This window comes from Vibrio sp. L3-7 (genome assembly GCF_963898195.1).
GTDB classification, from domain to species: domain Bacteria; phylum Pseudomonadota; class Gammaproteobacteria; order Enterobacterales; family Vibrionaceae; genus Vibrio; species Vibrio echinoideorum.
On sequence record NZ_CAWQUW010000045.1, the window covers coordinates 1 to 24868 of the forward strand.

The 24868-nt window shown below is 42.4% G+C and carries 20 protein-coding genes; 7 read left to right on the forward strand and 13 right to left on the reverse strand.

Going from position 1 to position 24868, the window contains the following annotated elements; translation table 11 throughout:
- Window positions 1-371: 371 nt before the first annotated feature.
- From AACW75_RS20110 to AACW75_RS20130, 5 genes are all read right to left on the reverse strand, one after another.
- On the reverse strand, window positions 372-1817 hold the full coding sequence (locus AACW75_RS20110) for a sugar porter family MFS transporter (protein WP_017091814.1): 1446 nt from the start codon (window positions 1815-1817) through the stop codon (window positions 372-374).
- A 42-nt stretch (window positions 1818-1859) separates the two neighbouring features.
- Window positions 1860-2516, reverse strand: coding sequence for a hypothetical protein (locus AACW75_RS20115; RefSeq protein WP_076648504.1), 657 nt, complete (start codon window positions 2514-2516; stop codon window positions 1860-1862).
- Window positions 2495-3349 carry a PfkB family carbohydrate kinase gene (locus AACW75_RS20120; RefSeq protein WP_017091816.1) on the reverse strand — a complete coding sequence of 285 codons (855 nt, stop codon included), beginning with the start codon at window positions 3347-3349 and terminating at the stop codon, window positions 2495-2497. The genes AACW75_RS20115 and AACW75_RS20120 overlap by 22 nt, the downstream gene beginning before the upstream one ends.
- A gap of 18 nt (window positions 3350-3367) precedes the next feature.
- Window positions 3368-4420 (reverse strand): class II fructose-bisphosphate aldolase, encoded by a 1053-nt coding sequence (gene fba, locus AACW75_RS20125; RefSeq protein WP_004732628.1) that lies wholly within the window; start codon window positions 4418-4420, stop codon window positions 3368-3370.
- Between the two features lie 226 nt (window positions 4421-4646).
- Window positions 4647-6170, reverse strand: a complete 1524-nt coding sequence (locus tag AACW75_RS20130) for a glycoside hydrolase family 32 protein (protein ID WP_004732627.1) — start codon at window positions 6168-6170, stop codon at window positions 4647-4649.
- A gap of 223 nt (window positions 6171-6393) precedes the next feature.
- Here AACW75_RS20130 and AACW75_RS20135 point away from each other — a divergent pair, with 223 nt between their 5' ends.
- Window positions 6394-7611 carry an ROK family transcriptional regulator gene (locus AACW75_RS20135; protein WP_145568540.1) on the forward strand — a complete coding sequence of 406 codons (1218 nt, stop codon included), beginning with the start codon at window positions 6394-6396 and terminating at the stop codon, window positions 7609-7611.
- Between the two features lie 241 nt (window positions 7612-7852).
- On the opposite strand, the gene AACW75_RS20140 is transcribed toward AACW75_RS20135, so the two are convergent.
- The 4 genes from AACW75_RS20140 to AACW75_RS20155 form a co-directional block, all read right to left on the reverse strand.
- Entirely contained in the window at window positions 7853-8056 is a 204-nt protein-coding gene (locus AACW75_RS20140; RefSeq protein WP_004736343.1) for a hypothetical protein, read from the reverse strand.
- Between the two features lie 300 nt (window positions 8057-8356).
- Complete coding sequence (locus AACW75_RS20145; RefSeq protein WP_145570423.1) at window positions 8357-9370, reverse strand: manganese-dependent inorganic pyrophosphatase; 1014 nt, start codon at window positions 9368-9370, stop codon at window positions 8357-8359.
- Window positions 9371-9575: 205 nt separating this feature from the next.
- Window positions 9576-10028: a septal ring lytic transglycosylase RlpA family protein gene (locus AACW75_RS20150; RefSeq protein WP_135456684.1), complete on the reverse strand. Its 453-nt coding sequence runs from the start codon at window positions 10026-10028 to the stop codon at window positions 9576-9578.
- Between the two features lie 427 nt (window positions 10029-10455).
- Complete coding sequence (locus AACW75_RS20155; RefSeq protein WP_135456686.1) at window positions 10456-11166, reverse strand: SDR family oxidoreductase; 711 nt, start codon at window positions 11164-11166, stop codon at window positions 10456-10458.
- A gap of 219 nt (window positions 11167-11385) precedes the next feature.
- Here AACW75_RS20155 and AACW75_RS20160 point away from each other — a divergent pair, with 219 nt between their 5' ends.
- On the forward strand, window positions 11386-12282 hold the full coding sequence (locus AACW75_RS20160) for a LysR family transcriptional regulator (RefSeq protein WP_145570421.1): 897 nt from the start codon (window positions 11386-11388) through the stop codon (window positions 12280-12282).
- Window positions 12283-12449: 167 nt separating this feature from the next.
- Here AACW75_RS20160 and AACW75_RS20165 read toward each other — a convergent pair whose 3' ends face one another.
- Entirely contained in the window at window positions 12450-14354 is a 1905-nt protein-coding gene (locus AACW75_RS20165) for a bifunctional metallophosphatase/5'-nucleotidase (protein WP_145570419.1), read from the reverse strand.
- A 242-nt stretch (window positions 14355-14596) separates the two neighbouring features.
- Window positions 14597-15973 (reverse strand): nucleobase:cation symporter-2 family protein, encoded by a 1377-nt coding sequence (locus AACW75_RS20170; RefSeq protein ID WP_145570417.1) that lies wholly within the window; start codon window positions 15971-15973, stop codon window positions 14597-14599.
- A 488-nt stretch (window positions 15974-16461) separates the two neighbouring features.
- On the opposite strand from AACW75_RS20170, the gene AACW75_RS20175 reads away from it, so the two are divergent.
- Together AACW75_RS20175 and AACW75_RS20180 are read left to right on the forward strand one after the other, a co-directional pair.
- On the forward strand, window positions 16462-17406 hold the full coding sequence (locus tag AACW75_RS20175) for a metallophosphoesterase family protein (RefSeq protein WP_145570415.1): 945 nt from the start codon (window positions 16462-16464) through the stop codon (window positions 17404-17406).
- 414 nt (window positions 17407-17820) lie between these two features.
- The gene (locus AACW75_RS20180) at window positions 17821-18951 is read left to right on the forward strand and encodes a GGDEF domain-containing protein (RefSeq protein WP_135456696.1); all 1131 of its coding nucleotides are present in this window, start codon (window positions 17821-17823) and stop codon (window positions 18949-18951) included.
- 301 nt (window positions 18952-19252) lie between these two features.
- Here the strand turns inward: AACW75_RS20180 and AACW75_RS20185 are convergent, their stop codons facing one another.
- Entirely contained in the window at window positions 19253-19744 is a 492-nt protein-coding gene (locus tag AACW75_RS20185) for a VOC family protein (protein ID WP_237297504.1), read from the reverse strand.
- Window positions 19745-20167: 423 nt separating this feature from the next.
- Between AACW75_RS20185 and AACW75_RS20190 the strand changes: the two genes are divergently transcribed.
- Complete coding sequence (locus tag AACW75_RS20190; RefSeq protein WP_135456700.1) at window positions 20168-21382, forward strand: 4Fe-4S binding protein; 1215 nt, start codon at window positions 20168-20170, stop codon at window positions 21380-21382.
- A gap of 135 nt (window positions 21383-21517) precedes the next feature.
- Here the strand turns inward: AACW75_RS20190 and AACW75_RS20195 are convergent, their stop codons facing one another.
- Window positions 21518-22009, reverse strand: coding sequence for a VOC family protein (locus tag AACW75_RS20195; RefSeq protein WP_029224848.1), 492 nt, complete (start codon window positions 22007-22009; stop codon window positions 21518-21520).
- A gap of 465 nt (window positions 22010-22474) precedes the next feature.
- Here AACW75_RS20195 and ahpC point away from each other — a divergent pair, with 465 nt between their 5' ends.
- Both ahpC and ahpF read left to right on the forward strand, forming a co-directional pair.
- A complete protein-coding gene (gene ahpC, locus AACW75_RS20200; protein WP_017073520.1) occupies window positions 22475-23032 on the forward strand; it encodes an alkyl hydroperoxide reductase subunit C in 558 nt (185 codons plus the stop codon).
- A 229-nt stretch (window positions 23033-23261) separates the two neighbouring features.
- On the forward strand, window positions 23262-24854 hold the full coding sequence (gene ahpF, locus AACW75_RS20205) for an alkyl hydroperoxide reductase subunit F (protein WP_135458938.1): 1593 nt from the start codon (window positions 23262-23264) through the stop codon (window positions 24852-24854).
- Window positions 24855-24868: the final 14 nt, after the last annotated feature.

Here is a 24868-nt window from a genome sequence, read left to right on the forward strand (position 1 = left end):
CCTGACTAATTCGTAGCACTAGTCAAAGGATTACGTAAAAATAGAGACCGTCAATTTCCCTCGGTAATTAAGCGAATGACAAAGTCGCTTGGTAGTTACGATACGACAGAATCGCTTGGTGATCACAGGATTCTTGGGGTAAGGCTAACTCAGAATTGCCCCATTGTCAGTTAGTGTAAAAACTCATACATATCCTGTTGATGTGTATTTGCATTACCTATAGTTATCTATAAGAAGCTGCCTAGAGTGCTTCATTACATTTATAGTTACTAACTTTCTTAATTTACTTTTATATCCTTTGCTTACGGAAGAACAATTAAAAAGAGGCTCTACATGTAGAGCCTCTTTTCATATCAGTAATATATTGATCGTTATACTCGCTTTGGCTGAAGATCTTTTTCTTCAACTTCTTTTATGTCGAAGCGTTGCTTCAACTCTTTCTCGATGCTTTCTAAACTACGATTTGCCGTTTCAGGAAGAATTTTTACCGCAAACCAAATCTGACCAAGAAGGATAATCGCGAACATGATGAACAATGCCGATGTTCCAAATGATTCTCTAAAAGCTGGTGTAAATGAGTTCAAGATAACACCTTGAATCCAGATTGCTGCCGTTGTTATTGAGACCGCACGGCCACGGACTGAAGTTGGTAAAATCTCAGCTGAAATCGTGAACTTCAGAGGACCTAAACCTAGTGCTGTGAAGGCAACAAAGAACGCCATTAATCCAACAATCAACATCGGTGGAGTATCCGGTCTGTCGAAGAATATCGCTAGGCCGATAAGACAAACGAAACAACCAAGCGCAGAAGTTATCAGCATTTTTCTGCGGCCTACTTTATCAATGAATACCATTGAAAGTGAGGTGAAGATGACACTTACTAGACAAATCCAACCAAATCCGCCAAGTGCTGACCCCTGACTTCCCATAATTTCTTCTAGCATGACTGGACCGTAGTACATAACAACAGTCACACCAGACCATTCAGACCAGATTGCCAGTAGTACACCCGTCATCAAGCCAAAGCGCATTACAGGATTTTTGACTAATTGTTTGTACGATCCTGCTTTTTCAGAGCGAATTACCTGTCGACATTCAATGATAGCTTCTTCCGCTTCGCCTTTAGTTAGGAGCTTTTTAAGAATGTTAGCTGCTTCTCTCTCTCTCGATTTAGATATCAACCAACGAGGGGACTCTGGAAAAAATACGACCAAAGCAAGGAAGATGACTGCCGGCAGAAACTCAACAGAGAACATGCCACGCCAGTTTTCAGTAATAAAGAAGTGATCAAGGTAATGACCTGTGACAACGGCAGATTGGCTGTAATTAACAATGAGTGTGTTGGTAACAACCGAACACGTTAAACCGATAACGATGGCAACTTGAAATAGGTTGCTTAGTTTTCCTCTATGTCTTGCTGGAGAAACTTCTGCAATGTACATCGGGCAAACTACAGTTGCGATACCAATACCAAAGCCACCGATGATACGAGCCCAGATCAGTAAGTTGAATGAGTCTGCGTACATACAACCAAGCACCGATACGATAGCTAATAAAGCACCTAGCATCAGAGGTTTTTTACGCCCAGCATAGTCCGCAATAGGGCCAGCAATTATACTACCAAATAGGCAGCCAACGAGCGCTGAAGATACATACCAGCCCTGTTGTAAGGACGATAACTCGAACTGTTGTGTGATTTGTGTAATCGTACCGCCAATAACTATAGTGTCCATTCCAAATAGGAATCCACCAATCGTTGCCGCGGCGCAAATGAATGTCAAAAAGAACATTTTCTTATTACTTTCACTAAGAATCATTTGATCTCTCCATGAGAATTGTAGGGTACATGGGACGCTGTTCTAGTGCGTCTGGATTACGTAGTCTGCGTTTGATTCGTATTGTTTTATTTTTAACGCATTGACTAGATCCACGCGCTCGGTTTTATCGAGCGCCTCTTGTTTCGACTTTCCACCAGCCAGATGTCTTGATATTAATCGCTCTCTGAGTACTTCTTCACTTGCTGTGAGAAAGATCTTCAAGTCAATTAAATCACTGACTGGTCGCCAGTCTTCGTCGGTTGAGTAGATGTAATTGCCTTCGAGTAAAATAATTTGAGTGTCTGGCTCAATTAAAAAACCTTCAACAATTGGATCGTGTAACTCACGACAGTATTTCGGCCAGAAGAATGCGTCAGTGTTTGGCGTCACCGCTTTGGAAAGCAAATGTGCCAATGAGGTTACATCAAATGTTTCGATGCTACCTTTGACTGACGTCAGTCCTTTCTCTTTCAGTACCGAGTTGGGGTAGTGAAAGCCGTCCATTGGACACAGTTGGGCTTTAAACCCTAACTGTGACAGTCCAGATAGTAGGGATTCAGACAACGTTGATTTACCCGTCGCTGGTGCACCAGAGATACCGATGACAAGAATCTGTTTCCCAGACTCTTGGTAGGTGTTGGCGACCAGTTGAGGAACGCTTGCAATGTCATCACCCGTTAGCGAATATGTTTTAGCCATGATCTGGTTCCTAATTCGGTACATGATAATGCCGCTATGTGACTGGCTTTCTTTAGAGAGTCACGGAAATCTTGACTCTCTGAGTAGTAGTGACAAAAAGCTCCATGGAAAATATCCCCGGCACCTAGCGTATCGATAGCGTCAACTTTAGGTGCAGGGATTACCCCGCTACCTGACTCATCACTATAAAAAACACCTTTGTCGCCCAGCGTCATTGCCCACTTTTTGATCCCGTATTGGTCGCAAAGTGCCTGCATTTTATCTTTGTCACCATTGGTGAATTCCTCTGAAACAATAGGAATAGTACAGAGAGATAAAAACTGTTCGCTGTGCGATTTCCAAGTACCAGCGTCTAACACAATATCCCCAGTAAACTCAGCCAAAGCTTGCACGTTTGCGCTAACAAACGGATGCTCATATTGATCAAGTAATACGAGCTTTGCATTATCTAGCCACTTAGGGTCTAAACTCATCACCTTTTCGCAATCAGGCTGACTGGCGTTAACGATGAGCCTAGATGCAGTTTGCTTTGCAGAGATAATGTTCGATAGTGGTAGCTGGTATTCATCGTCTAAACTTAAATCCACAACCGAAATTTCGTGTTCATTAAGCTCTGCTGTCACTATCGATTTATAGAGGTGCTCTTTACCTAAACATGTCCAAAGGTGTACATCAGAGCCTAATGAGTTGCATGCAATGGCAGCATTGAGTGCAGACCCACCACCACCAATAAAATCAGCAATCGCATTCACCTTTTGATCAGGATCAGGCATCACTTCAACAAAGCTCATCAAATCAATCGTGCTTCTGCCTATAAATACACAATTTCCCATACGTAGAACTCCTTTGAATTACAGCTCACCGCTGGCGTAGCGTGCAGCCATATCATCCATAGAAATTGGTGTAATCTTGTCACCGTGACCAGCACAACCAAATCGTTCAAATCGGTTTAAACAAAGTGTCGTTAGTTCATCCATTCCTGCTAATAGGAACTTACGAGGATCAAACTCTTGCGGATTTTTCATCGCTAATTCTCGGAAGCGACCAGACATCGCCATACGGCAATCAGTATCGATATTTACCTTGCGAACACCATGTTTGATACCGCGCTCAATTTCTTCGATTGGCACACCATATGTTTGAGGCATTTCACCGCCATTCTCATTGATCATATCTTGAAGGTATTGAGGAACCGATGAAGCACCATGCATAACTAGGTGAGTCGTTGGGAGCTTCGAGTGAATTTCTTCGATTACGTTCATCGCTAAGATATCGCCATCAGGTTTGCGAGTGAACTTGTAAGCACCATGGCTTGTGCCACAAGCGATCGCTAATGCGTCAACCTTTGTTCTTTTAACAAAATCAACGGCTTGATCTGGGTCTGTTAGCAGCTGGCTCTTTTCAAGGATACCAACAGCACCAACGCCATCTTCAGCTTCAGCTTCACCGGTTTCTAAAGAGCCAATACAACCTAACTCACCTTCAACTGAAGCACCAACCCAGTGCGCTGATTGAGCGATACGAGAAGTAATATCTACATTGTAGTCGTAGCTGCTTGGTGTTGATGCATCACGCTCCAATGAGCCATCCATCATGACCGATGTAAAGCCGTGGCGAATTGCTGACAGACATGTTTCTTCGCTATTGCCATGATCTTGATGAAGAACGATTGGTGTTTTCGGGAACATTTCAGCAAGTGCACAAACCATCTTGTAAAGCATCACATCACCTGCGTAGCTTTTACGAGCATTGATACTCGCCTGTAGGATGACACCTGAATTACATTTTGCTGCAGCGCGAACAATGGCAAGTCCTTGCTCCATGTTGCTGATGTTGAAAGCTGGAACTGCATAACCATTTTCTGCTGCGTGATCCAGTAGTTGTCTTAGTGTAACGATAGCCATTTTCTTCTCCAATTGAGGTTTAATTGTTTCTTGCAATTAAATCTATTTCATTTAATTGCAGCTGGCAATTAAATGAAATGTAGAATGTGAAAAGGATCGTGTTTTTGTTTTGAGGATCGTTATTTGAGTTGGATAAAAAGGACTTTTTTTCATGGAATACTTTTTGAGGAACAAAAAAGCCCAGCAATAAGCTGGGCTAAAAAGAAGAAGGGGGAAGCTGAATCAGTTATTCGGCAACACTTTTCATACCGAATGTTTTTAGTGTCTCAATTCTAGCATTGCCGTTCTTAGCGTATACATAGAGACCTGCACTGTCTTCATCAGAGAAGATGTTATTGGTCATCACAGTACGACCTCCATCGGTAAAGACTTCCACAGAAATACTGTCCATAAAGATACGGATGTTTGCTCGATCTTTACTCGCACACTCTAGTGGGCATGTTCTACGTAAGGCTGAACGACTGCCCGATTGAGTACGATCAAAGGCCAGTTCGCCTTTCTTTAAATCCAACTCAATCAGTGTTTTCTGCTCACCTTTACTGCGAATTTCAAATACAATGCTATCACAGTCGCTTGCGGCTAGATCGATGTCAGCAATGATTTCACAGTGAACATTATCACCTGCTTCAAATGCGAATTTTTCACCATCGTTTAACTTGAGTTCAGTATGCCTTTTTGGTGAATGACGCAATTTTTCAACTTCTTGTACAGGTGTGAATTTCAGTTTTCCGTCATGACATAAAGATACTTCACGAGCCAGAGAGATGCTCCCATACCAACCAAGTTCACTGGTGTCGTAAGTTCCATCACACCATGGCATGAACGGCCATGAACCAATCCATGCTTGGATTAGAGTACGCCCATTTTCATCATCGAATACTTGTGGTGCATAGTAGTCAAAGCCCCAATCTAATGAGCCCATTGTTGACCAATGGAATTTGCCTGTTTGGTAATCAAGGTCACCAACAAGGTAGACCACCTGACGTTGCTGCATACCCATAGGTGAATACATGAGTACGTGCTTGTCACCCAATTTGAAAATATTTGGACACTCAAGCATTGTGCCTAATTCACCCATACTCTCTACACAGTACCCTACGAATTCCCAATCGGTTAAGTTTTCCGAGCGGTGTAGACATACTTTACCGAAACCGTTGGTCTCGTAGTTTGATGGGTTAATTAGATCGCTCACGCCATCTGTAACACCCGTCACCATGTACCATGACCCATCGTGTTTCCAAACCTTTGGATCGCGGAAGTCATGCAGGTTAATTCCCTCTGGCGGATCAGATAAGATTGGATTACCGTCGTACTTGTCAAAGTTAATGCCATCAGTCGATGTTGCCATGCATTGAACTTGGCGAGCTTGAGCACACCCAGTGTAGAAAAGTGTCATCACACCATCATTGTTCACAGCACTACCAGTAAAAATACCTCCGCCATCCCAGCCGTCATATTCTTCACTTGGTGCTAAAGCTTCTGGCAGTGTTTCCCAGTGAATGAGATCTTCGCTGACTGCGTGTCCCCAGTGCATGGTTCCCCACTTGCCAGTGAAAGGATGGTGTTGATAGAAAAGGTGATATTTACCCTGATATTGAATCAATCCATGCGGGTCATTAATCCAGCCTACCGGTGCTTGGTAATGGTAATGCTCACGCCAATGGTGCTGCTTAACCGTATCTTTATGCTCAGCGATGTATTCTTCAACTTGATCAATAATTGCCTGATGCTTCTTCTTATCGAATACCACAAGGACCTCCAATGTTATCGAAATATATTTAATTGCAACCTGCAATCAAATATATTTCATTTAATTGCAGCTAACAAATATAGTATGATGAACTTGAGATTGCGCTCACATAAGTAAAGTAGGCTCAATTTCTAACTATATGATTTTATTGAATCTTAACTTTTTCTATATATTGTGTAGATCCATTGGAACGTTATTGCAGATCAAATTGGTCGGGAGAACTATGAATAAGCCTATGAGAAGCGGACTGGGCGTTTCGTTAGATGATGTACAAAATCATAATAAGCGCGTCATTCTCAATGCACTTCACAATAGTGGTAGTTGCTCCAGAAAAGAGATCAGCCAATTGGTTGGACTTGACCAAGCGACGGTGACGAGAGCGATAAAACCTTTAATAGAACAAGGGCTTATTGTTGAAACGGGTGTGCGAAAAGCGGCACGTGGTCGAAGCTCTATCTATCTGGGGTTCAATACCCAACATCTACGAATTGTGTCCGTTCGAATACAGCGTACTAACTTCTCAATTGATACCTACGATCTCAATGGTGTTTCGCTAACCAACGTAGTCAAACCCATTAATACTGATAATAGCCCAGAAGAGCTGATCGAGTATTTGACTAAGCAAGTGAGTGATGTTTTAAAAGAGCAGGAATGTGATATTTTGGGGGTTGCAGTGGCGATGCCTGGTCCATTCTTAGAGCAAGATAATAAAATAATGCTGATGACTGACGCTAAAAATTGGCAAGATATTGATTTCATTTCCCACATGCGAAAACAATTTCCAGACTATCCAATTTATGCTGGCCATGATGCAAAACTGGCAGCACTCGCGGTTTGGCGCCAGCTACAAAGCACTTATGAAGCAAGCGTTTTACTGTATGTCTCTCTTGGGCAGGGTGTAGGTTCGGGCTTAGTGATTGAAGGGCAGGTTTATCACGGCAGTTTAGGTACTGCCGGGGAGATTGGCCACACATCGATCAATTTTCAAGGGCCGCAATGTAAGTGTGGCAATCTAGGTTGCCTTGAGCTGTATACCTCGACGACGGCTTTAGTGGAACACTACAAGCAAGAGGCGTCATTAGTATCCGCGGACTTTGAAATGGTAGTTAATGCATTTCATGACAGAGAATCTACTGCGATAAACGCAGTTGATTACTTAGCTAAGTGCTTGGCATATGGCTTAGTGAATAACATTAACCAATTAAACCCTGATTTAGTGGTGATTGGTGATGAAATGACGCAATTAGGGGCTGATTTCTTAAGTCGTGTAAAGGAATACACATTTCGTTTATTACTTCCGGATCTAGCAAGCAATATCGAACTGGTTCTTGATGAGAGTGATGAAGATTTGGTTCATAAAGGTAACTATCACAACGTGATGTCAAATGAGCTACTTCTGCCTTTGGCACACTTAGGAATAAAGGCGTCTAAGAGCTGTTAATATGCAGTTATATATTAAGACTTTGCCATACGTTACATAATTCATTAGTTACTAAATTAGCAATGGCGCTAACTCACTTTTGTCCAGAAACGTTTTTAAAATTGATCAAACTCTATTGTCCTCCGACAATAATAGCTAGATATAGAGCGAGCATAGGGTCAGATAGAGTTTAAAAGTAGGTAGTGGTTAGGGGGGAATTGGTGATCTTAATTACACATCCCTGTGTAACGTATTCTGAATGTCAGCTGGCTTTAAAGCGCTTCATAAATTGACTAAAGCGAGGAATCAGGTTTTGCACAGTCGGCGCATCGGGAATCTCATTTACAAAAATCATAAAGCGCTGTGCTTTACTTTTATCTCCTTGAGCAGTCCCTGCTAGTATTGCTTGAGCTAAAATTACATGCTCAGCGGTAACGTCCTTATTCGAAAATTCGTGAATCAACATAGAAAATCCTAATAAGTATAAATACGAATGTAATAATACAATATGTTGATATTTATATCGATAGCTTATGGCATTCATCAATGTCAGATTTGTGTAAAAGCAAGACAATGATGTGCACCATCAATACTGGACAGTGAGCTTAGTGACTTTCCATACTTATGCTAATTCGTGATTTGCTAATACTTGGTTCTCCGATACTCATTTCTGTCCAAATCCCATTTAGACACCCAAACAAAAAAGGGATTGGTATCTCTACCAATCCCTTTCAGAATTTATTTATAAAATAACGGCTCTTACTCTCTACAAGCTTTCAATTGCCTTTTGAACCGCTGGGCCAATCTGACGCTTGCGAGAAGTGACACCTTCTAGGGTCAGCATATCGCTTGTTGGTTCAGCGTTGAAAGCCGATTTAATGACTTGATAGTCGCTTTCATCCACCCACAGTAGATTCGCTTCTTTGTTCTTCGTGTCTGTGATTGAGAAGAACAGATGATCTAAGCCGTTCTCTTCTTTATAAGACTTCATCGCTGCCAAAAGCTCATATTTACGGTCAATCAGTTGTTGAGCGGTTAGTGTTTCAGCAACGCCGATGCTCACTTGTTTGCCACCGTACTTAAAGTTCTTGTAGTCCAGTGTCAGGATGGTTTCAGATGAAAGGTGGCTAAGGTCTGATTTAGCAATCAACATCTGTTGACCGAAGTCTTCGATGTCTGAAATGCCTGCAACCTTTGCCAGTTTCTCTGCGTATTCACGATCGTGTTCAGTGGTGGTTGATGATTGGAACACCACGGTATCAGAAAGAATCGCGCCTAAGCCGACACAAGCAAGGTGCTTAGGTAAAGTCACATCAAGCTTTTCAGCGTTGTCAGCCAGAATAGTTGCAGCCGACCCCCAGCCTCGAATATCCATCTCAACAATTTGTGGCGTATTAATCGGTGAGCCACCAATCGCATGGTGATCGACCACAGCAACAATAGATGCTTGGTCGATGGTTGGCGCTAGTTGAGTCACTTGGTTGAAGTCCACCAGCCCTACTCTATATGGAGAGTAATCTGTCTCTACTCGTGGCGATTCTGCATTACAGTAGTTCAAGATAAACGTCGATTCAGGGTTGATAGGCTCAGGCACTGTCGCCGTACCACCATAAATATGAGCCGCGAGCATCGCAGACATTACCGTGTCGCTGTCTGGGCTAAGGTGCCCCGTCCATACGAGATCTTCACTGTTTTCGTTGGCAGATTGCTGCAAGCTGAAAGCAAAACTTGCTGAACTGAAAGACATAATTACGGCAGCAACGACAGGTGTTAGCTTCACGGGTATTTCCTTTTCTGGATTCGTTTTAGAACCCAATAAGCTAGCTATTAAAAATTTCAAAACCATGTCAGCGATGTTTCAGATTTACTTCAGTAAGTAACGAAATGTAATTTGGATCTCGTTAGGTTTGCCCAAAAAAACAAAAAAGGATCGGTATCTCTACCAATCCTTTGAGTTTCACAAACCAATACAGGTTTAGAGACAATTAGTGTTTGTACCTAAAGGTATTGCTGTCATCAACAATCTCGATTTTGACAGGTACGGTGCCTTGCTTAACATTGCCGATTCTTGCAAACGCCTTGTGCGAAAGATCGATAACGCGGCCTTTTACATAAGGGCCTCGATCGTTAATTTTCACATCGACAGACTTATTATTGTTTGTATTGGTCACTCTCACGATAGTGCCGAATGGCAAGGTTTTATGAGCCGCAGTATTCGCATTCATATTATACGTCTCACCACTTGCTGTTAGCCTTCCATGGAATTTATCGCCATACCAAGAAGCTTTACCAACAAGAGCATGTGACTTGGCGTAATCCTTTGTTTTTGACCCGCCGACAGCCGACGTTGAGGTGCATCCGGCTAGTATCATAAGAATAAGAGCGGTAAAGATAATATGTAATTTTTTCATGTAATTTGGTTGCGCTAATCTCTGCATGTTTCTCTGTTTTCGTTATTGTTGGTTCAGCCGTATGTTTCTGAGTATAGTCGCTACTCAGTCAAGGCTGCCATTCGGTATGATTTACCAATGTTTTCATGAACGATGATTTCTTCCGTCATATTCCTGAAAGGTTTTATCGTCAAAACGTCAACTTTAACAACGCCTTAAATTTTGTTACTTATTGACCACACAGTGCAGATAACCCCAACTCAAACAGCAATCGAAGACAAGATCATTTGTGTCCCACTTCGAATGAAGTGCCGTCCTCCTCTCCCCCAAAAAATGCAAAAAAGGATTGGTATCTCTACCAATCCTTTTTAGAAGCTGTTTCAGCTTTCTAATTTGTTGCAGATAGCACAACGCCATCCAAACCTATTACTATTAATCTACTAATCTATTAATCTATTAATCTATTAATCTACTGTTAATGCATCTTGTTGTTGACGGTTATTAGCGAGCCACTTAGATAGGTTTTACTCGGTTGAGTCAGCTCAATCATTAACTCTGCCAAATCGGCTGGATCTACCCATGTAGAGTGGTCAGCCTCAGGAAGTGCTTGTCGATTCACTTCAGTATCAACAATGGTCGGCAATACCGCATTCACTTGAACATTGGATGAAGATCCCTCTGCCGCTAGGCTCTCTACCAACGCGTTTAATGCCATTTTAGACGCCATGTAAGGGCCAAATCCTGCGGGTATATTCCGCGCGGTATCACGGGCAGAAACAAACATCAGTGAACCACCTCCCTGCGACTCCATTAATTTGAATATTTCTCTTCCGAAGACAAACGCCGTCATAAAGTTCGCATTCCACAAGTCAGACATTTTACTCACTTCCACGTCAGTCCAATAGCTCCAGGTATAGATGCCAGAACAATGAAAGTGAGCATCTATATGGCCTAAGATTTCAGATGCCTTGGCAGCAAGTTCTTGGCTTTGCTTTTCATCAGTAAGATCTCCCAGTAACACGGTTAGATGACCCGAGTATTTTTCTTCTAGGATTTTTGCTCTTGCTTCATCGCCGATGCGCCCACAGGCCACGACTCGGGTTCCGCTCGTAATGAGCTTTTCAATCAGGTGTTGGGCTGTTACCGAAAAGCAGGCTGCAATAGTGGCTGTTCTAATTGTATTCATGGTTATTGCTCGTTGTTAGTGATGATGTGGGGAATCATAGAGACAACAACCAGAGGTTTGAATCTGCCGAAAGGCAATTCAGTTTTGCTTTAAAAGCAATTAATCTATAATTAAAGAACAGCAAAGACATCAATATCACTTTCACTTCGGGCATGAACTGGACTCATCAGAAAGCTCCGCTTTGGAAGAATCGAAACCATCGTTTAATGAGTAATGCACATGAGCCTTTTCAATCGTCTTGCCTATTTCAACTGCGTGGTTGAACAGGGCAGTATCTCCAAAGCCAGTCGGATATTTGATATTCAGCCTTCTTCTATTTCAAGGCAGCTCTCTGCACTGGAAGAAGAACTCAATGTACGGCTGTTAGAGCGTTCGACGCGCAACGTGGGAGTCACTGAAGCAGGTCAATTGTTCTATCAATATTCCAAGCGCATTACAGGCGAATTTGATGAAGCGAAACGAGCCGTCAGCGCATTGCACCACTCGCCAAGAGGAAGCCTCAAGATAAGCACGACCGTCGCGTTTGGGGAGAGCAAAATCTTGCCCCTTCTTCCTATCTTTCGGGCTGCTTTTCCTGAGGTAAACGTTGAAATTGAAATAACAGAAAGAGTGGTCGATTTAATCGAGGAAAATGTGGATATCGCTATCCGCAGTGGCCGATTGCCTGATTCTAATTTGATCGCTAAGAAGCTCGTCCAAAACAACTTTGCGCTTTGCGCCAGCCCTGACTATTTAAGACGAAACAAGGTTCCTCAACACGTTGAAGATTTGGCAAAACACGACTGCTTGGTTTATGGCTATAAGGGTTGGCACGATTGGTTTGTATTGGATAGTAAACCGCAAAAAATTGGTATCTCTTATTACATGGAAGTCGATTCTGTGAACGGGCAAAAGCAATTGATACTGAACGGTGGTGGTATTGCTCTGCTCCCACAATGGGCGATTGAACAAGAACTTAATACAGGGAAATTGGTGCAATTACTTCCCGAGTTTACTTTTAGCCCGTGTAACTATGAAACCAGCACATACGCGATTTATCAAAATCGCCAGCTAGTGCCAAGCAAGGTTCGAGTATTTTTGGATTTTCTTGCGGAGCATTTCGGACAAGCTGTTTAGCTCGTGTATTTCGGCCATCAATTCAAGTGGTAAGTAGCTCTAATGTGAACACACAAGATACTGCTATTTAAAGACTAAACTACGAATTTAACGACTTAACCACGCTCCAAGCGTCGCTAAGTCGTTATTAGTTATTAGTTATTAGTGTGAATGGTATCGATTGGACGTTAATTCAGAGCTTTAATGAGCGTGATTTCACGTTTGATCTGTTTACCTTCTTGCTCTGTAGCTTGCGCCAGTTTGTTTTCACGTGTGGTTATGGCTGCTTGTTTGGCTTCGTCGGTTTCGAACATCAGGCCTTGTACATTGATAGAAGCAATATTAGTGTAACGACCATCAGCGCTTGTTGGGATTGATATGGTTTCTTCATTAATCAATGACTTTACGATATCGCGTTGTTCGCTGTAACAACTATCTAAACCAGAAAGAGTCCAACGTTGCTGAGGCTTGCCTTCATATTGGCCATTCCTTTCTTCTGTTAGGTATTTGATGGTCATGTTACGGATTGTACCCGCTTCCTCTCCATACGCTTCTTCTGTATCAAATAACACAGGGAATGATTCGCCTTCTAGAACGCCACCTTTTTTAGTGAGGTGGCCCATTCGATAGCTATTCATCCCAATTCGAATTTCTGTTTTATCGGTAACAGGAGTACCGTCAGCAAATTCAAGTTTGGTGATACGTTCACCTGCAGGCTGAGTTAGGTCAATTGTGTAAGTGACGCCCGCAAAGAAATCATTAGTCGAGTATTTAGATGCTCTACGAATTGGATTAAAGCTGTAGGTGACATCACCGGGTTGTACGGAATTGAAGTAACCAGCAGACCATTCCATGTAGGTTTTGAGCTCTTTGCCTGTCATGTCGTAGACAGTGATTTCGCCACCTGCATATTGGTAGTTGTAAGCGATGTCTTTCGCTTTGATTGGGCCAACATCCAGCTCTGCATTGTCATTATCAATTTGGAGTGCGATAACATTGGCTTTGGGTGCATAGAAAAAGCTCGCTTCTTGGTACAACGCACTAATACCGGTATCTTGAATGTGAACTTGAGGTATGCCGCGGATTTCATTTTCAGGGACTAAATCAACGCCAGTTAGCTCAGCAACAGGTCGATTCGCCATTTCTCGGAGTTGTTTGTGATATGGCTGATACAGTGCGTCCATATCCTCATCAGAATCTACGCCTTTAATCTTGTAGGTGAAGCTGTCTTTATTGACGAGAGTAAACTTGCCATCGCGCTCTTCAAATTGAAGATCGATACGAGATAGAGCTCGGCCATATTTGTCAGGTTCCGTAATAATAACACCATTCACAACGGCCTTATCGATACGAGTGTGCATGTGACCAGCAACGATAGCATCAAGCTCTGGGTTTGCATTGGCAATGTCGGTAACACCTGTATTGGCAATGTCATTCTCGTTTTCAATACCCATATGGGCAACCAATACGATGGCATCTACCTTGTCATCAATTTCTTTAATTATTTTCTTCACTTCCAATGTTGGATTAGTGAAAGTGACGCCCTCTAAACGGTTGGTACCTTGTGCAAAGACTTCTGTCATTGGGGTATCCATACCTATCACACCGATCTTAACTCCACCGCGTTCTAGAATGGTGTAACCGGGTAAGAATGGGTTCCCACTTTTGTGCTTGATGTTACCGCCTAAAGACTGACCTTTAAATTGAGTAACGGCTCTGTTGAGCGTTTTGAGACCAAAATCGAACTCATGGTTACCTAAAACCCACACATCATATTTCATGTGGTTAAAGCCAAGCATCATTGGATCAACAGGCTCATCTTTGAATGTTTCTACGAAGTTACCTTGGATGGTATCGCCAGCGTCTACGAGGATAATATTCGATTGCTCTTTGCGGATATCCCCCACTTTAGTCGCTATTTGGCTTAAGCTGCCACGAGTGTTGAGTTTATCTGACGCGTAATCCCACGCCATAAAATGGCCGTGGATATCTGAAGTTCCAAGTATAGTGACATCATGAATGTCGCCATCAGCAGCAAAGAGTGGAGAAGTGAGGGAGAGTAGGATTGCGCTTGATAATATATGTCTTTTCATCGGTATGTTCACATAGGGTTTAAGGTATGACGCCACCATATATAATTGACGCGTCCTCATGGGTGACTAATGTCATACTTTTAATGATACAAGGTTTTGATGTTTCAAATAAATGTGATTAATAACAACCTTAAAACAGCTTAAGTGACTATGTGATTCACACCAACAAGTGAATAATCAGAGCCACATATCAAGTCATGTGGCTCTGATTAAGCTTCTCAACATCAGCTCTATTAAATCAGTTACGCTTTACTGGTTTGTACCGAGTTCGTCATCGGCTTGGTTTTGTTTTCTGGAACCAGAGACATCAGCCCCGTAATCACAAGTGCGGCAATACCCGACATCGTCACTGGCGAGCCAAATATGCTTTGCACTAACTTAGGTGCTTCTTTCAATAAATCCGGTACTAGCATTACCCCAAGCCCTAAACCTAGTGAGATAGCAATCGTCATGATTCTGCGGCGATCTAGCTTTTCACTAGCGATAATCTTAATGCCCGCCGCTGCAACCGTACCAAACATCACCAGTGTCGCTCCGCCTAATACTGGCTTTGGAATCGTCATTAGTACCGCACCTAAGATGGGGAATAACCCCAATAGAAAAAGAATCGCAGCGATAAAATAACCGATGTAGCGACTCGCTATCCCCGTAAAATGAATCACACCATTGTTCTGGCTGAAAGTCGTGTTCGGAAAAGTGTTGAATACCGCGGCGATCAACGAGTTCACGCCGTCACCTAGTACTCCAGCCTTGAGTCGATTGATGTATTTTGGCCCCTTAACTGGCTGCCCTGAGAACATGCTGTTAGCGGTAAGGTCGCCCGTCGTTTCAATAACGGTAATCAGGTAAATAAAAGCAATAGGCAGAAACGCTTGCCAATCAAAAGCAAAGCCATATTTAAATGGGATTGGAATACTCAATAGCGGTTGAGACGCAAAAGAAATCATTGACGCTTTGCCCATCAAAATGGCAACGCCCCACCCGACAACCAACCCGACTAAAATTGATGAAAGCCTAACCATGGTGTTATTGCTAAGATTAAGCGCCACTATGGTTCCGAGAACAATCGCACCTAACATCAAGTTACTCGCAGAGCCAAAGTCTTCGGCGCCAACACCACCAGCAATATCAGTGACACCGACTTTAATCAAAGAGACACCAATCGTCGTGATAACGATTCCGGTTACAACAGGAGTGATAACCACTTTGAGTTTTTCGATAAAGCGCGATAGCAGGATTTCGACAAACGCACCAAAGAAACAAACACCAAAGATGGTTGCAAGCATTTCATCTGGGCCACCTCCGTTCGCTTTTACTAGAAAGCCCGCCCCAAGAACAGATCCTAAGAATGCAAAGCTGGTCCCTTGTACACAAATCATTCCAGCGCCAACAGGCCCTATTTTTTTAGCTTGTATGAACGTACCTACGCCAGACACCATCAGTGCCATGCTGATCAAATAAGGGATGTGCTCCCCCAACCCTAAGACACCGCCAATAATGAGCGTGGGTGTGATAATGCCAACAAAGCTTGCTAAAACATGTTGCAGCGCTGCGTAACTGGCTGCTTTGGCTGATGGTCGGTCATCCAATCCGTAAATCAATTCACTGTTATGTTCCATGTGACTTCCTTAATGTATTTTTTATTGTATACAATTTACATAAAGGTAACTTAGCAACATGTGTGCCAATGCTTTATACCTTAATTATCAACCGGTTAAATTCTATATTCACAATGTGTTGCACTATCGCTTAACATCATCGGTTTGTATTGGTGCAAGAGTTGAACAAACAAACCGATCATTTCCTCTTGGTTCGCTCGTGAGATTTAAATGAAAAGAGAGTCGGTATTCTATTACTCCCCTTTTCCACTATCGAAACAGATTGAAGCTGTAAATTAACGAGAGTTTAAGAGGAGGGTTTTAGTTTAGGCAAACGTGGATTTGTCACATTATGAGTTTCAACTTAGCGTTGCTCGACGCACAAAAGCAATATTTGACCTACATTTGATCATGTCATTAATGATCAAGATGGCGTTGCTTTTATTAACACGCCCCATCAAGTCGATCCCAAATAAATCGAACACTCCACGAGCTAAGATGATCCAAATATGAAATCAACTATTTACCTACTCAGTTGTCTGTTTGCAACCAATGTACTCGCACAATCAAATATTAAATTTGACGCACCAGAAGTGAATGAAAATACCGTGCAATTTGCCATTATTGGTGACTTAACCGGCGGAGAGCGTACTGGCGTATATTCTGATGCAGTTAATGCACTCACACTGATGCAGCCAGATTTTATTCTTTCCGTAGGAGATTTAATTGAGGGTGGTACGGAAAAGGTAGTGACCATGAACTCAGAATGGAAAGTGTTTGCTGATATAACCAAGCGTAGTGAGATTCCGTTCTACCCTGTGGTGGGCAACCATGACATCTCCAACACAAAGATGCGTGACTGGTGGGAGTCAACCATCGGCCCCCGTTACTATCATTTCCGTCACCGAGATCTATTATTTTTAATGCTTGATTCCGAAGACTTTACCGCCAAGCGTTTCAATGAAATCAAAACGTTGCGTAATGAGGCGGTTGAGCTCTATAAAACAGAAGGGAAAGAAGCCTTCGCAGCCACCGAATACGCACGACTAAAAGAACGTAAGTATGGCCAAATAAGTGATGAGCAACTCGAATACTTCTTAGACGCACTTGAAGAGAACAAAGATGTGAAATGGGTATTTGTTCTAATGCACAAGCCATTATGGAGTGATACATCATCAGGTTTCGTGAGGTTAGAGCATGCACTGCAAGATTTCTCATACACCGTAATGAACGGTCACGAACATACCTATTATTATGAAGAGAAAAAAGGTCGGGATTACATTCAACTAGCGACAACAGGAGGCGCATTGACACCTTCTAGTCGAGGATTTCATATGGACCATATCATGTGGATATCCATTGACGATAAAGAACCAAAAATTATTAATCTAAAGCTAGAGGGATTAATGGATAAATATGGTAAGCCGATTTTAACCACTATAGCGGATGAATGAGCTTGAGGGGTTCAGTGAGTTCAGTGTGCTTAGCCACTAAAATCGAGGTTTGGCAACATTCTAGCGAATCCCCTAAATGCTAATTGAGTAAAGCCGCGAACATTCTTCTGTCCAACGTCAATTCAGACATACCCTAAACAAAAAAGGATTGGTATCTCTACCAATCCTTTTTAAGATATTTTTGTTCGGCTTAACGTGGGTTTGCCCCTTTCCTATCACATCAACTGTGGTGACTAATAACAAACCAGTATAAATACCACATAGACAACAAGGGTATTACGTTGTTATCTTATAGTACGGTATATTTCCATACTTAGAATAACCATATAATTCTACTTACTAATAAAGAACTACAAAGCCGTTAACAATCTAATTTAGGCTTTCATGTTAAACCGTTAATACAGGTGTTGTAGTATGAAAAAAATTGGGTGGATGGGCGAATTTATTGACCCTGTAATGGAACTCACCTTCCGAAAAAGTGAATGGAATGGGTTCCGTAAAAGAATGATATTTGCCAGTTTAGTAGGAGGAACGGCCTATTTTTTAGCTATAATTGGCGATTTTCTAACGATTACCTCTGAACCGATGTTTAGAAACCTATTGATTATGCGATCATCGGTGCTGTTAATCGCTTTAGCGGTATCTTTATTAGGAATTTTACATAAGAAGCATACGAGAGCATTAAATATAGGAGTTTGTGTACTTCTATTTTCCGTTCTATTTGGCGAATCAGGTGAATTGGCGATCAAAGGTGAAATAATGGATTATGTTGGCATCCCGGCCATGCCAGTCCTTATTTTATTGTTCTACCTGAGCTTTCCACCGCGCTTTATATGGATCTTGGCGGTTTGTTTAATAGGTTGCGCGACTTTCTCGATAACTAGCATTTTGCTTGGCCATGCGTCTCCCGAGTATATATATACCACCTTGCTATATTTTATTGTTGTCAATGTTTTTGGTGCGTATGTGTACCTTCAGTTCTCTATCATGCGTCGACGTGAATACAGCTCCCTTGAAGAACTAAAAAGAAACGCAGAAATTGATGGACTGACTCAGATATACAATCGCCGCAAAGTACTCGCACTCGGTGATGACGACATCGATAATGCGAATAATTGTGGTCACGAGTACTCGATAATTATGATTGATGTAGATAACTTCAAAAGTGTGAATGATACCTACGGTCATGCTGTTGGTGATGAGGTATTACTGGATGTTGCAAGACGTTGTCGTAACGCTTTGCGGGATGACGATATCTTAGGACGATTTGGCGGAGAAGAGTTTGTCGTTTTTTTACCGAAGACAAATTTAAATGATGCCTTTATTATTGGCGAACGTCTGCGTTCCGAAATTTCAGACACCCCTTTTAAAACAACGAAGACTTCATTGCTTATTACAATAAGCCTTGGAGTCGCAGCGTTAACGAAAGCGAAAGAAACACCAAGGAAACTATTAGAAATGGCTGACCAAGCTTTGTATACAGCAAAGGAAACGGGGAAAAACAAAATAGTGAATAACCGTCCTTTAGTTAGGCCATATTGCTAACAACAAAAGGAGTGGCTGTAATACATAAAACTTGGCTCTTTAGAAGAAATAAGGGCGGTTATTTATCCCTATTTCAATCAAAGTAACACTGAGGCTGCGTTATCATTGTTCGCAGTAGATGACAGAATATGATTCTCAAATATTTAAACTAATCCATATATTTCTGAATGGGCAATTGCTCTGACTCACTGCTGTCCAACTTCAAGTTACCTCCCCAAAGCGACCAAAAGAGAATTGATATCTCTACCAATCCTCTTCAGGGGTGTTTCGGTTTCTACCTTATGACAGGCAGGTAACGCTATTACTCGTAATCAGTCGCGTACGTATCTTCGTATGTGTGCGAGTAAAATTCGAATAGGTTGCCAAACGGGTCTTCTAGGTAAACCATTTGTGCTTGTTTTAGTTCGTCTTCTGGGTGGTAACGCATGATGTCCATACGAACCTTTCCGCCATACTCTTCAACGCGCTTAATAGCTGAATGAAACTGCTCTTTTGGAAGTTGCAAACAGAAATGGAAAATGCCTAAGCGAGAGAAATCAACGTCGTGACGCTCTTGGCGCTCTTTCATTTCGAACAGCTCAACACCGATGCCATCAGATGTTACTAAGTGTGCAATGTTGAAGCCTTTGAAGCCTTCGCCAAATACTGCAATACACATACGGCCGATTGCTGATTCGCGCTCTTCCATCACTTTGGTGTTGTTCATTACGATTCTTAGACCTAAAGCTTTCGTGTAAAACTCAACTGCTTTGTCCATATCGCCAACCATGATGCCTACGTGATTCATTTTCATAACTTGCTCCAAATTCGTTTTTAGCTTTGTGCCTTAAGCGCTTTTAGCTTTGTGCTTTAAGATCGCTAGCTTCGGTCTTTCGTTTCGATGGAGAGAGTATAGGGAGACACGTTAATTAAATGAAATTATCATAATTTATATTAATGATAATTTTTAGTTATTTACAATTTTTGTTATCTAAAGGGTTTAGGGCAGGACATAAGCTTACAAGCAAACACCAAGGTTAACTGAATTCGATATTAATAATCCCAGTTCACTCTATTAAAAAAACCAGCCCACCCTCTTAAAAAACCACCCTTAATGGTTATACGATATATTGATGAAAATTAACTCAAATCAAAGATAGGTAAGTTAGTTCATTAATCGTCAGACATACTCTTACATGCAATCTATAGTGCCATTCTGCAATTAAACGGTGGCTATATGACTTTTATCGAATCTTTTACCTTAATGCTTGCATTGATTTATAGCATTTGTGTTCTCTACACTAGCGGTAAAAAGCTCGGTAGCATGATAACTTCCTGCATTATCATTATTGCTGTATTGAGCGCAGCCTACTGGCCTCTACTCATTGCTCTGTCATTAGCGATGATTGTTATCTCTTCCGTTTTTTACTTTAAACCGACCATCATTACGGCTTCATCTAAGACAAATGTTTTGCGTCAAGTCAGCCAACACGCGATGGCACTTTCATTTTTTTTAGTGGCGATCCAATACACCCTTCACACATGGCTTCTTGTTCATCAAATATCTCCAAGCTTCATGCGACCGGATGTTACAGATGCTTTCTTGCCTATTGCTGCAGCCATTCAACTTAAAGCGATCTTCTCTATTGGATTTTGGGATCAAACCCATCCTGCAGGTGCCGTTATGCTCGTGACTGTATTAGTGACTGGTATTGCTTGCAAACGTGCATTTTGTGGTTGGATTTGTCCGTTAGGTCTCGCTGGGGAGTATCTGTATAAATTACGCTTAAAGTTCGTGAAGAAAGCGTATTTACCACCGGTTTGGCTCGACTGGCCATTACGTATGATGAAGTACTTATTGTTAGCTTTCTTTACCTTTATTTCAGTCGGAATGCCTGTCGCGAGCCTGACTTATTACCTTAATGGCAATTATCATAAAATCGCTGATGTAAAAACCGCTTGGGTATTCGTTGAACCAGGAATGATCACTCTTGGTGTTTTAGCAGTCATTCTATTAATGTCGGCATGGCGACAACGTGCTTTTTGTCGTTACTTTTGTCCTTATGGCGCACTACTCGGGATAACAAGCCTATTCAGCCCATTTAAAATTCGTCGAGACACTAAACATTGTTTAAATGAAAAAGATAATCTGAATTGCAGCAAATGCACTCGTGCATGTCCTTCTAATATTATTATTCACACCACTAAACAAATTCGAACGGATGAATGCCAAGCTTGTTTACGTTGTGTTGCAGCTTGTCCAAATAAACAAGCTCTTGGACTAAAAACGCGTAATGGTTGGCAACTGTCATCTAAGCACCTCCTCGTTTTAGTGCTAATAATTATGTTCGGCATCCCTTTATTGTCTTTTGCATTGGGTTATTGGCACAGTCAAACAAGCAATGAGATCCGCATACAATTAATTCAAATGATGGATTACCTCAGCTATTGATCTTAGCTCTTTGAATCTCATAATGTGTCCAAATCCAAGTTACCTTCCCCCAAGCAAAAAAAGGATTGGTATCTCTACCAATCCTCTTCAGGGGGTGTTTCAGTATTTCTACCTGATGACAGGTAGGTAACGCTATTACTCGTAATCAGTCGCGTACGTATCTTCATATGTGTGCGAGTAGAATTCGAATAGGTTACCAAACGGGTCTTCTAGGTAAACCATTTGTGCTTGTTTTAGTTCGTCTTCTGGGTGGTAACGCATGATGTCCATACGAACCTTTCCGCCATACTCTTCAACGCGCTTAATAGCTGAATGAAACTGCTCTTTTGGAAGTTGCAAACAGAAATGGAAAATGCCTAAGCGAGAGAAATCAACGTCGTGACGCTCTTGGCGCTCTTTCATTTCGAACAGCTCAACACCGATGCCATCAGATGTTACTAAGTGTGCAATGTTGAAGCCTTTGAAGCCTTCGCCAAATACTGCAATACACATACGGCCGATTGCTGATTCGCGCTCTTCCATCACTTTAGTGTTGTTCATTACGATTCTTAGACCTAAAGCTTTCGTGTAAAACTCAACTGCTTTGTCCATATCGCCAACCATTAGGCCTACGTGATTCATTTTCATAACTTGCTCCAAATTCGTTTTTAATTCTGTGTGCTTCGAAGACTGGCTTCGATGTTTCGTTTCGATGAAGAGAGTATAGGGAGAGACAGTGATTAACTGAAATTATCATAAATTATATTAATGATAATATTTCGTTATTTACCAATTAGCATGAAACCTCCTCTCACTTAAAGAAGCCATGCCTACATAGATGTTTACGTGAATAGAGGTAAGCCTAAATAGATAACAACCTAAAGAGCATAGCTACCCAAATAGAGCCCTGCCCACTTTGATAGCTTTTGGTGATAAGTTCTGTTGATAATTCTTGTTGATAGCTTTTATCGATAGTCTTGTTCTTTCAAAGATAGGATTTACCTATTGAATCTATAGAAATGTCCGATTTCACTAATTTCCGGTGCGAATGCAATATATCTCCATCGACGCGGGATAGCGTTAAACACTACAAATTAGAAAGAGAGTCGAATCATGATCAACACAGAAATCAAACCATTCAACGCAACAGCATTCAAAAGCGGCGAGTTCGTAGAAATCACTGAGCAAGACGTTAAAGGCAAGTGGGCTGTATTCTTCTTCTACCCAGCAGACTTCACGTTTGTATGTCCAACTGAGCTAGTTGACCTACAAGACAAATACGCAGAGCTTCAATCTCGCGGCGTAGAAGTTTTCTCAGTATCAACTGACACTCACTTCTCTCACAAAGCATGGCACGATACTTCTGACAAAATCGGCACTATCGAATATTTCATGGTAGGCGACCAAACAGGCAACATCACAAACAACTTCAACGTTATGCGTGAGGGTCAAGGCCTTGCAGACCGTGCTACTTTCCTAATCGACCCTGAAGGCGTTATCCAAGCAATGGAAATCACGGCTGAAGGTATTGGCCGTGACGCTGAAGACTTACTACGCAAGGTTAAAGCAGCACAATACGTCGCCGCTCACCCAGGTGAAGTTTGCCCAGCTAAATGGAAAGAAGGCGAAGAGACTCTAGCGCCATCTCTAGATCTAGTAGGCAAGATTTAATCAAAGCCGAGTTCAAACAAGAACTGCTAAGAAAGAACAAGTAAAACAGAACAGTTAAACGGTTCTACAGGCGCGCTTCGGCCTCCCTCCTAAAGGGCAGTTGCGCGCCACCCTTTCAAACCATCAACACCACAATATTTGCCGACTTGCGCCCCCTTTTTATTTTTCCTTTTTCAGCAAGAAGGTATTGGTCAATACCAAGACACAGAATTTAAGAGCAGGCACGATTATGTTAGATCAAGCAATGAAGCAGCAGCTAAAAGCATACTTAGAAAACCTAAAAACCAATGTTCAGTTAGTGCTGAGCCTTGATAGCAGCGATACCGCGAACAAACTTCAAGATCTGGCGAACGATATCGCCTCTCTCACCGGCAAAATTGAAGTAATTCGAGATGATAACGCAAGCACTCGCCGCCCTATCATGCAGGTAGTGAACCAAGAGAAAGGCACTGCGATCGGTTTCGCGGGTTTGCCAATGGGTCACGAGTTCACGTCACTGGTACTCGCACTGCTCCATAGTGGTGGTCACCCTATTAAGCTTGAAGCTGACGTAATTGAGCAAATTAAAGAATTAGATCAAGAACTTAATGTAGAAATCTTTATCTCACTCTCATGCCAAAACTGTCCAGAAGTAGTTCAGGCGTTCAACATGATGTCGGCGATTAACCCTCTAGTTAAGACAACCATGATCGACGGCGCCGCATTCCAAGACGAAGTGAAGTCTCGCGACATTATGGCGGTACCGAGCGTATTCATTAACGGTGAGCTATTTGGTCAAGGCCGTATGTCACTGGCTGAAATCCTCAACAAAGTCGATTCAGGCGCAGCAGAAAAGAAAGCGGCAAACCTAAACGAACAAGCACCGTTTGATGTATTGGTTGTAGGCGGTGGCCCTGCAGGTTCTTCAGCGGCAATTTATGCGGCACGTAAAGGCATTCGCACAGGTGTGGTTGCTGATCGATTCGGCGGTCAGGTAATGGATACCATGGCGATTGAAAACTTTATCTCAGTAAAAGCAACCACCGGCCCTAAGCTAGTAGCTAGCCTAGAGGAACACGTAAAAGAGTACGGTGTAGAAGTAATGACTGAGCAGCGCGCGGCTAACATCATCGCTGCAGAAGACACAAAAGACGGCTACATCCACGTTGAACTAGAGAGCGGCGCAACATTACGATCTCGCACGGTAATCACCAGTACCGGTGCACGCTGGCGTGAAATGAACGTTCCGGGTGAGCAAGAGTACCGCAATAAAGGTGTCGCTTACTGCCCACACTGTGACGGCCCACTGTTCAAAGGTAAGAAAACAGCGGTTATCGGTGGCGGTAACTCCGGTATCGAAGCGGCGATTGATTTAGCGGGTATCGTTGAACACGTAACCGTACTTGAATTTGCAGACACACTACGTGCAGACCAAGTGCTGATCGACAAAGCGAATGCAACACCAAACATCGAAATCATCAAGATGGCGCAAACAACGCGAGTGATTGGTGATGGCAACCGCGTAACGGCTTTGGAATATAAAGATCGTAACACCGATGAGCTGAAGCAAGTCGACATTGCCGGCATCTTTGTTCAAATCGGCCTGATGCCAAACAGCGAATGGTTGAAGGGTTCGAAAGTTGAGCTTTCACCACGCGGTGAAATTGAAATTAACGCTCATGGCGCAACGTCAATGAAAGGTGTGTTTGCGGCGGGTGACGTAACAACAGTACCTTACAAACAGATCATCATTGCGATGGGTGAAGGTGCTAAAGCAAGTTTAGGTGCATTTGACCACCTAATCCGTAACTCAGCTCCGGTTAAAGAAGCTGAAACCGCTTAATCTTTTAAGCAAAC

Excerpts from the sequence above, each read along its gene's own strand:
- AACW75_RS20195 (WP_029224848.1), bottom strand. The coding sequence starts at position 22,009 with ATGAAAATGAATCACGTAGGCCTAATGGTTGGCGATATGGACAAAGCA.
- AACW75_RS20140 (WP_004736343.1), bottom strand. The coding sequence starts at position 8,056 with ATGTTGATTCACGAATTTTCGAATAAGGACGTTACCGCTGAGCATGTA.
- AACW75_RS20110 (WP_017091814.1), bottom strand. The coding sequence starts at position 1,817 with ATGATTCTTAGTGAAAGTAATAAGAAAATGTTCTTTTTGACATTCATT.
- AACW75_RS20150 (WP_135456684.1), bottom strand. The coding sequence starts at position 10,028 with ATGCAGAGATTAGCGCAACCAAATTACATGAAAAAATTACATATTATC.
- AACW75_RS20185 (WP_237297504.1), bottom strand. The coding sequence starts at position 19,744 with ATGAAAATGAATCACGTAGGCATCATGGTTGGCGATATGGACAAAGCA.
- AACW75_RS20135 (WP_145568540.1), top strand. The coding sequence starts at position 6,394 with ATGAATAAGCCTATGAGAAGCGGACTGGGCGTTTCGTTAGATGATGTA.
- AACW75_RS20165 (WP_145570419.1), bottom strand. The coding sequence starts at position 14,354 with ATGAAAAGACATATATTATCAAGCGCAATCCTACTCTCCCTCACTTCT.
- AACW75_RS20190 (WP_135456700.1), top strand. The coding sequence starts at position 20,168 with ATGACTTTTATCGAATCTTTTACCTTAATGCTTGCATTGATTTATAGC.
- ahpC (WP_017073520.1), top strand. The coding sequence starts at position 22,475 with ATGATCAACACAGAAATCAAACCATTCAACGCAACAGCATTCAAAAGC.
- AACW75_RS20120 (WP_017091816.1), bottom strand. The coding sequence starts at position 3,349 with ATGGGAAATTGTGTATTTATAGGCAGAAGCACGATTGATTTGATGAGC.
- AACW75_RS20160 (WP_145570421.1), top strand. The coding sequence starts at position 11,386 with ATGAGCCTTTTCAATCGTCTTGCCTATTTCAACTGCGTGGTTGAACAG.
- AACW75_RS20175 (WP_145570415.1), top strand. The coding sequence starts at position 16,462 with ATGAAATCAACTATTTACCTACTCAGTTGTCTGTTTGCAACCAATGTA.
- AACW75_RS20170 (WP_145570417.1), bottom strand. The coding sequence starts at position 15,973 with ATGGAACATAACAGTGAATTGATTTACGGATTGGATGACCGACCATCA.
- AACW75_RS20155 (WP_135456686.1), bottom strand. The coding sequence starts at position 11,166 with ATGAATACAATTAGAACAGCCACTATTGCAGCCTGCTTTTCGGTAACA.
- fba (WP_004732628.1), bottom strand. The coding sequence starts at position 4,420 with ATGGCTATCGTTACACTAAGACAACTACTGGATCACGCAGCAGAAAAT.
- AACW75_RS20180 (WP_135456696.1), top strand. The coding sequence starts at position 17,821 with ATGAAAAAAATTGGGTGGATGGGCGAATTTATTGACCCTGTAATGGAA.
- AACW75_RS20115 (WP_076648504.1), bottom strand. The coding sequence starts at position 2,516 with ATGGCTAAAACATATTCGCTAACGGGTGATGACATTGCAAGCGTTCCT.
- ahpF (WP_135458938.1), top strand. The coding sequence starts at position 23,262 with ATGTTAGATCAAGCAATGAAGCAGCAGCTAAAAGCATACTTAGAAAAC.